This is a genomic window from Rhizobium sp. P1_E6, assembly GCF_056405875.1.
The window spans coordinates 1-7,553 of record NZ_JBFUBG010000156.1 but is presented as its reverse complement, the minus strand read 5'-3'; the positions used below and the strand labels follow the sequence as shown (position 1 = coordinate 7,553).

7 protein-coding genes and 2 pseudogenes are annotated in these 7,553 nt (G+C 57.4%); 6 read left to right on the top strand and 3 right to left on the bottom strand.

Going from position 1 to position 7,553, the window contains the following annotated elements:
- Both AC1D35_RS33960 and AC1D35_RS33955 read left to right on the top strand, forming a co-directional pair.
- On the top strand, positions 1 to 540 hold a 540-nt coding region (locus tag AC1D35_RS33960; protein ID WP_477942260.1), incomplete at its 5' end, for a glycerophosphodiester phosphodiesterase.
- Entirely contained in the window at positions 524 to 1,351 is an 828-nt protein-coding gene (locus AC1D35_RS33955) for an inositol monophosphatase family protein (RefSeq protein ID WP_477854565.1), read from the top strand. The genes AC1D35_RS33960 and AC1D35_RS33955, both read left to right, overlap by 17 nt.
- 74 nt (positions 1,352 to 1,425) lie before the next feature.
- On the opposite strand, the pseudogene AC1D35_RS33950 reads toward AC1D35_RS33955, so the two are convergent.
- The 3 genes and pseudogenes from AC1D35_RS33950 to AC1D35_RS33940 form a co-directional block, all read right to left on the bottom strand.
- A pseudogene (locus AC1D35_RS33950) lies at positions 1,426 to 1,654 on the bottom strand (LysR family transcriptional regulator); the annotation flags it as partial.
- Between the two features lie 323 nt (positions 1,655 to 1,977).
- Positions 1,978 to 2,217, bottom strand: coding sequence for a hypothetical protein (locus AC1D35_RS33945; RefSeq protein WP_113295857.1), 240 nt, complete (start codon positions 2,215 to 2,217; stop codon positions 1,978 to 1,980).
- Positions 2,218 to 2,555: 338 nt separating this feature from the next.
- On the bottom strand, positions 2,556 to 2,912 hold the full coding sequence (locus AC1D35_RS33940; protein ID WP_477835084.1) for a winged helix-turn-helix transcriptional regulator: 357 nt from the start codon (positions 2,910 to 2,912) through the stop codon (positions 2,556 to 2,558).
- Positions 2,913 to 3,370: 458 nt separating this feature from the next.
- Here AC1D35_RS33940 and AC1D35_RS33935 point away from each other — a divergent pair, with 458 nt between their 5' ends.
- The 4 genes and pseudogenes from AC1D35_RS33935 to AC1D35_RS33920 all read left to right on the top strand — a co-directional run.
- Positions 3,371 to 5,047: a putative bifunctional diguanylate cyclase/phosphodiesterase gene (locus tag AC1D35_RS33935; protein WP_477942258.1), complete on the top strand. Its 1,677-nt coding sequence runs from the start codon at positions 3,371 to 3,373 to the stop codon at positions 5,045 to 5,047.
- Entirely contained in the window at positions 5,034 to 5,525 is a 492-nt protein-coding gene (locus AC1D35_RS33930; protein WP_477942255.1) for a hypothetical protein, read from the top strand. The genes AC1D35_RS33935 and AC1D35_RS33930 overlap by 14 nt, the downstream gene beginning before the upstream one ends.
- A 20-nt stretch (positions 5,526 to 5,545) precedes the next feature.
- Positions 5,546 to 6,694, top strand: coding sequence for a class I SAM-dependent methyltransferase (locus AC1D35_RS33925; RefSeq protein WP_477942262.1), 1,149 nt, complete (start codon positions 5,546 to 5,548; stop codon positions 6,692 to 6,694).
- Positions 6,694 to 7,553, top strand: a pseudogene (locus tag AC1D35_RS33920) (SpoIIE family protein phosphatase); the annotation flags it as partial. The gene AC1D35_RS33925 and the pseudogene AC1D35_RS33920, both read left to right, overlap by 1 nt.

Below are 7,553 nucleotides of genomic sequence, written 5' to 3'. Positions count from 1 at the left end.
GGCAGCTGGTTCGGCCACGAATTTACCGGAGAGCGGGTCCCGCGGCTCCGCGATGCCCTGCAACTCGCCCGTGAACTCGGCATCATCTATCAGCTCGAGCTCAAGATCTACGACCGCAACGATGTCCTTTTCGCGAAACTGCGGGCCCTGATCGATGAACTGGGTTGCGCCGACCTCTTGCAGTTTTCTTCGTTCGACTACGTCCAGCTGAAGGCCGTGAAGGAGGTCATTCCCGACGTGCCGACGGTCGGTCTGATGCACTCCCGTCTGATCGACCCGGCTGCGATCGCCCGGCAGGCCAATCTCGATGCCATGAATATCGAGGTCTATCACTTCGCCAGCGGCGAGGCGCACCAGCTTCACGAAGAAGGCTTCGCCGCGTTCACCTATTTGCCGGCGGGATATCATGAAAAACTGATGCAGTATGGCGTCGATATCGAGGCGCAGATCATCCAATGGGTTCGTGAAGGCCAATTGGACCAGCTCCTCGGCGACGACGTGGCGCAGGTCACAAGGCTTAGGGATGAAGCGCGTGGTTGATACGCATGGCTATGCCTCGTCTGATCGTCCAGCCGAGGCTATCGTTGAAGACATCGCAAGGGAAGCTGGGGAACTGGCCTTGGCCCATTTCCGGTCGCTGGCTAGCCTGCCGGTCGAAAGGAAGGGGCACCTCGATCTGGTGACAAAGGCCGACAGGCAGGTCGAGGAATTCCTGGTCGCCAGACTGCGGGAAGCCTTCCCCGATGACGGAGTTTTCGGCGAAGAAGGTGGTGAAATTCCAGGTACATCTGGCCGTATTTGGGTCATCGATCCGATCGATGGCACATTCAACTTCGTTCGAGGCGGCCAGAACTGGGCGATCTCCATTGGCCTGTTCGAAAACCGGAGCCCTACGTTTGGGGTGATTTATGCCCCGATCCGTCAGCTGATGTTGGTCGGGGGGCGATCGGTCGGGGCACGGTTGAACGGCAAACCTGTCAAGCCGTTGCCAGCCCTGGACATGTCGGCAGCATCGGTCGGTTTCAGTTTCCACCCCTCCATCCCGACGTCAGACCGCATCGAGGTGGTGCGCTTCCTTTCAGACGAGTTGCAGATCAACTTCCGCTTATGCGGATCAGCGACGCTGTCGCTGGTCGAGGTTGCGATGGGGGAAACCGACGGCTACATCTCGCTTGGGGACTCGACTTGGGACGTGATGGCGGCCCTGCCAATCCTCGAGAGCCTCGGTCTTTCTCATACCATTGACTGGAGCCGTACCGGCCTTTCCGAGAAATTGCGGTTTGCATGCGGAAACGATGAGCTCCTGTCGATGCTAGTCCCGCTCCTGCGGAGCGTTACACATGCCGCGTGAGGAAATAGAGTCCAACTAATCTCCACTACATTGATTCCGGTCTCGCAAACGTTCACGGGCGACCGGCCATCGCTTCACCTGTCCGGCCACACCAGCGACCGGGCAATATCGATGATGTCATCGCGAGGGGGTCGGGTCCTCCCTGTTCCAGGCGACACCGAGTTCGATCTTGAAATCGACGCCTCGCACCTTCTTCAACTCGAAACCGCGGTTAGGCAGATCCTGTGTCCGTTCCGGCACGAAGCCGATGCCAAGGCCAAGACCGGCTGAGACAAGCGACACCAGCGAGAAGGTATCGCAGCACTAAGCACCACGCATCTTTCATGCTAGATTGGCGCTCCAGAAAATCTACCACCTCGAGCGAAACAGCCATGGCAGCAGGAAACAAATCGTCCCAGGCGGGAGCGCCACATAAACGTCACCACAAATTCAATGCCAAGCGAGACCCTAAGCCAGAAGTACTCGCCGAGGCCAATCGCACTGTTTTGCGGATTGCTCTCGCGGTGGGGATTGGTTTTCTCGTCGTCGTCGCCGTTCAGGTACTGTGGTAGCCGCCGTGCGATAAGCGAAACGACGCTAGCCCGGCGACCATGATCAATAAGGGACGGACGTCCGACCGCGTCGGCTCAATCCTGCGTCAGATCACCGACTTCACCGAAACCAGCAAGCAGTCTTGGCGAACTCATATCGCCCGTTTCGCTGTCGACCATCACTGAATAGGCTCCTACGCCAATAGACCTGGCCGACATCGCTAAAGCTATTTTCTCCGCAGACGTCCCATTCGAGGCCTGTCGCATGTCTCCTGGCACCAAGCCCGCCCGGTTGCGCTTGAACGGGACGACGATAAATTTCTCCGACAGCGACATCATTGATCTCCGGATGTTTCGAATGCGCGATTCAGGTCAGAGCTTCGATCTGCTCATCGAGCGCGCGTAGCCACTCGAGGTAGCGCGAGCGAAGCGGATGGTCCTCCGGTAGCCCCTCGAATTTTGATTGTGCTAGCTGACGTTGGTCTCTCAGTAGTTTCAGCCGACTCATCTCGCCCTCACCTTTGCAGTATTTAATGCGGTAAACCAAAAATGGCAGGTTTACCAGCTTTGTTCTTACTCTGTTCCAATTCTACCCGGACCGCAATTGACCTGGCGATCCGCGTGACAAGAATCGATGACGTGTCTGCGACAGCAAGACATATTCAGCCGCACATTCAAGCGCGGTCACTGTCGTATTCCGCCTGAGCGCGCTCCATCTCCGGCCCGTTGGTGATCGCCCATTCGTATAGCGCAGCAAACGGCTGACGCAGGGATTCCGCCATCGGCGTGATGGAATACTCGACGCCAACGGGTGCCGTCGGCAACACATGGCGCTCAACCAGCCCATTTCGCTCAAGCCGTTTGAGCGCATCTGCCAACGCCTTGTGGGTTATCCCATCCAAGCGGCGCATGATTTCATTAAATCGCGATGGTCGAGTGCAAAGAACGCTAAGGATCAACACCGACCATTTGTTGCCAATCTGCTCGAGGATCGGCCGCGCCCGCCTGGCGTCGATCAAGGCTTCCTCCATGACCTTCTTGTTCGACTGTCTTACTACTGAAATATGGGAAACCGGACCTTTGCGGGTTTCGGGCATAGATATACTCCACGATATCAGCTTTACAGTTAGTGCGTATTTTAGCGTTGATATAGAACGTATACCTTTTCCTTGCATCGAAAAAATTGCAAGGAGTTCACATGAGACTCGCCTGCTCGGCGGTCGGGTCGAGCTTGTATCGTATCCCCGGCTGATCCTCATGCTGCAAAGCAAGACGTGAGGCTCTCGCCAGCGTGCTGGGTTCGTTGTCAATCAGTGGCATTGGCCCGTCCACTCGCCCCGCTTTGGTGGCGGGTGCGATCGGCGTGGAGGAGGTAAAGCTCCGACACTATGCTTGTTTCTATTATTTCAAACAGCTGCTACTAATATACACTCTTAAAGTGCCTTAGAGTGTCGGTTCAGCTTGTAGGAAGCAATAGAGGCCAGGAAGCATGACAAAGCCCCGATCAAGCTGGCAGGGACCTTCAGCTCCCGCCGCCGCGACGGAGGGTAAATTCGACAGGCTCTTCCTCTTCGATAGCCAGTTCAATCTCGTTGCCTGCCCTTCAAATATTGAAGCGGCTGCTAATCTCGGTCCGAACGCATCCCTTCCGGAAATGTATCCTAATTTGGATATGTCCGTGGTGGCCCGGTACGCGCAGTCAGGGGACCCAGTTCCCCTCCGCCTGTCGCCTGTCCTCTTCGCCGGGGAATCTGGGCACCTCACGATATTTGCGGCTGGAAACTTCCTGGCCGTGGTGCAGTCCTATCGACCGGATCACGACGAGCGCAACACCCTCCTGCACCAGGCCCATCACGATGCGTTGACAGGATTACCGAACCGTCGACAGTTCAGCAGCGACCTCAGCGATGGGTTGCGGGGAATCGACGGCGGCCCCGACGTGGTCTCCCTAATGCAGTTGGACCTCGACGACTTCAAGCCCGTGAACGACACCCTCGGCCACCCGGCCGGAGACAAGCTTCTCCAGCTCGCAGCCAACCGCATTGTGAGCTGCCTCGGCAGCGAGGATCGCGCATATCGGCTTGCGGGTGACGAATTTGCAGTGATTTCGCTTGGACATGGACATCCGGCACGAAGTCGGGAGCTCGGCGAGCGCCTGGTCCGCGCGTTCAAAGATCCCTTTACGCTCGATGGCATCGCTGTGTTCGTCGGCTTGAGCGTGGGGATATCGGTGGCACCTGTCGATGGCCGGGATCCGGAGACGTTAATGAAGGCATCCGATGTTGCGCTTTATGCTGCAAAGACGGAAGGCAGGGGACGAGCGAGCACGTTCGAGGCGAAAATGCTTCACATCATCGAGCAGCGGGAATTGCTGCGCCGAAGTCTTCGCATAGCCTTGGAAAAACAGCAATTCTCCGTCGAATATCAGCCCATCGTGGAAAGCTCTTGCGTCGTAGGATTCGAGGCACTCCTACGCTGGAAGCATCCCTTGCTCGGCCACATACCACCTTCCGTTTTCATCCCGATGGCTGAACGTGACGGGCTGATGCCGGAGATCGGCTCCTGGACCTTGCAACAGGCGTGTCGACAAGCGCTCGACTGGCCGGAAGATTTCACTCTGGCGGTCAACGTGTCTCCGGCCGAATTCCTGTGGGACGGACTTACGGACCGAATTTCGCAGACACTGGACGAAATCGGACTTCCGGCCGAGCGACTGGAACTGGAGATTACCGAAAGCGTCCTCCTCGAGCGCACCGTGAACAATCTGGACACGCTCAACACGCTCAGCATCCTGGGCATCCGGATTTCCCTCGACGACTTCGGGACCCAGTACTCCTCGCTGAGTTATCTGAAGAATTTCCCCTTCGACACCATCAAGATCGACAAGTACTTCGTCGCGGATATCGAGACCAATCCGAAAAGCCAGGCCATCGTACGTGCCATCACCGTGCTTGCGCATGACCTCGACATGCAGGTGACAGCAGAAGGTGTCGAGACCCAAGCGCAGGCGCAATGGCTGACGGAAATCGGATGCGATCGGATCCAGGGGTTTCTCATCAGCGCTCCCCTTTCGGTCAACTCCTTGAAGAAGTTCCTGTCTACGCCGGATCGGCGGCATAGCGCGACGTACAATCGCACCGAGTCACCTAACCATGCGCGACCTTGAGGGCTGTAAATTGAAGCCGATGGCGGCATTGGAATTGGACTCGGGTCTCCTGATGGCGGAATGGGCACTCTGCGACCGCGTCGTCGAATACCTTGCCCAGGTTGCGGGCCAAATGCACGAGGATGCAGCACGGTACTCCAATTTCCTGTCGCTGATCGTCAACGAGCTGGTGGAACTGGCCTTCAAGACGTCCTCCGGAGAAGGAACCGTCAAATTCGAAGTTCACAAGGACGTCGAAGATTTGCGCATAAGCGTAGGCTACCAGTGTCGTGAAGACGATTGCCAGAACATCGTTCGGCTCATCAGGGAAGCATCGGCAGAAAAGCTTCGACCGAGCGCCGCTAGCGCGATCACCGATGATGAGTTGCGCTTAGTTCGCCTCGCAAAGCTGTTCCACGTTGAACTGTCAGCGCACGCTGCGCCGTCCGGTCGGATTGCAATCGCATCGTCGTTGAAATGGCGCGGGGAGTTCCATTGAACGCGAATCTCGGCAAGTTCATGCTGCAATTCGACCCAACAAACCAGGAGATCGCTCTCGTTGGGAAACTGAGGCCGCGATCCCCAATCGACATTCGCGAGATCCTCGGTCAGGTGAGGCATGGCCTCGACGCATGCAAAGGCGTCGCGTACCTGAACGTCAAGAGACTGACCAACATCAACCAAACCGCATTCCATGCCTTGGGAGAGGTCCTCTCATCCGTATGCTCACACAGAGCTGACTTCAGCGTCGTGGTCGTGACATCCAGCGTGATATCCTGGTCGGCCACGCTGTTCCGTGAATTGGCGGAGAGAGAGCCGAACATCACGGTCCAGGTCTACGACTCCGCATTCTATCCCGGCCAAACGTTCGTCGAGGACGAGAGCTTCATACCTATTCTGCGGACACAGACGAAGATGACGTGGAGGCACGAACGTCAGATGCTACCTCGTCACGGCCTGCGGAGCGGCGCAGTTGTCGCCGATATCTGTTGCGGCATCGGCGATTTTGCCACTCTTATACACAAGGAATTCAGCCCTGCCCGTCTGGTGGCATTGGACCACTCGAAACGAAGCCTGGAATACGCACGCCGTGTAGCAGCCGAATTCGGACTTTCGGGCATCGAATACACCTATGGTGACGCCTCGCAGATGCTTCTCGGAGACAACCTGTTCGATTTTGTTACCTGCCGCCACTCGCTCCAGATTTTCGACAGGCCCGACCTGCTGCTGCGGGAGCTTCATCGCATCTGCAAGCCGGGGGGCCGGGTCTACATCACCAATGAGAAAAATTCACACTGCCTCGGCGAGCCACATTCGCAGTCCATCCAATGGACCTACAACGAAGTCGCCAGGCTTTTCAGCCACTTCGATATGGACGTCGAGATGGGCCCGAAGAGCAGACGCTTCCTGACGGATGCGGGTTTCGAGCAAATCCAAGTCGAGAGCTTCATGGTGACCAATCTCGATGGCGACCCGCAAGACTTTGCCGACATGATCGAGGCTTGGGAGAATGTCTATGCTGGGGAAATGGCGGTGCGTCGTGGAGATACTCCTGAGTTCATCAGAAAATTCCGTCAGGGTTTCCGAGACCATATAGCCGCTGCCCTTCACCCCAAGGGATATGCCGGATGGCCCATCTGGGCAGCCTCGGGACGGAAGCCGTTCTAATGGATGACACCTCTGCCAGATCCTTTGTTCGATGGGACTCGTTCCGAGCCAAGTTCATCCTTTTGGTTGGTGGCGCGGTGCTGTTCGACCTGCTGGTCAGCGGCGGTCTCGCCCTATGGAATGTCCAACGACTATCGCGCAACGCAACCGTCGAGGTCGGGCATGGCCTTGAGAATGCCAGCCAAGACTACCTGCAGACATACGCGAGCTCCACCGCTGCCCAAGTCTCGCTCCTGCTCGGTCAAGTTCACAGCGACGTGTCCACGCTCGCAGGCGTCATGCAGGCTCAGATCGACGATCCCGCAACCGGTGCTGATGTCGGTAGCTCAGTTTCAAAAAGCTCGCCAGGCAGCGTAGAGGTAACGTACAATGTCGGGGGGCGATGGGCGCAGAATGCGCCAGGAACCTCGTCGGTCGTTAGCGCGTGGGGCTATCTGCTCGGACCCGACAACATGCCCCGCGCTGACGTGCAGGCGGACATCAACACCAGTGCGGTACTGAACCTCGTAGCCCCGAGTTTGCTAAAAACCGGATCCGCGAAGCTGCAGATGTACTACATCGGTCCGAAGGAGAGGCCGATCTTCAGGACTGCTCCCTACACCGATCAGGCGCAGACGTTTGACCGCCTCTATCCCGGCCACAACGATGCGAACTTCTGGGACTTCTTCTTTCCGGGCCTGTATGAGTCATGGCAGAGCTGGACGACGGATCCCAAGCTGCGGCCTGCCTCCAGCGACATCACGCAGACTGCGCCCTACACCGACGCCATCACCGGAAAGCTCATCGTTAGCTTCTTCCATCCCCTGTGGTCCCCGGACAGGAAGAAAGTTGCGGGCACGGTCGGAGCGGACATCACGCT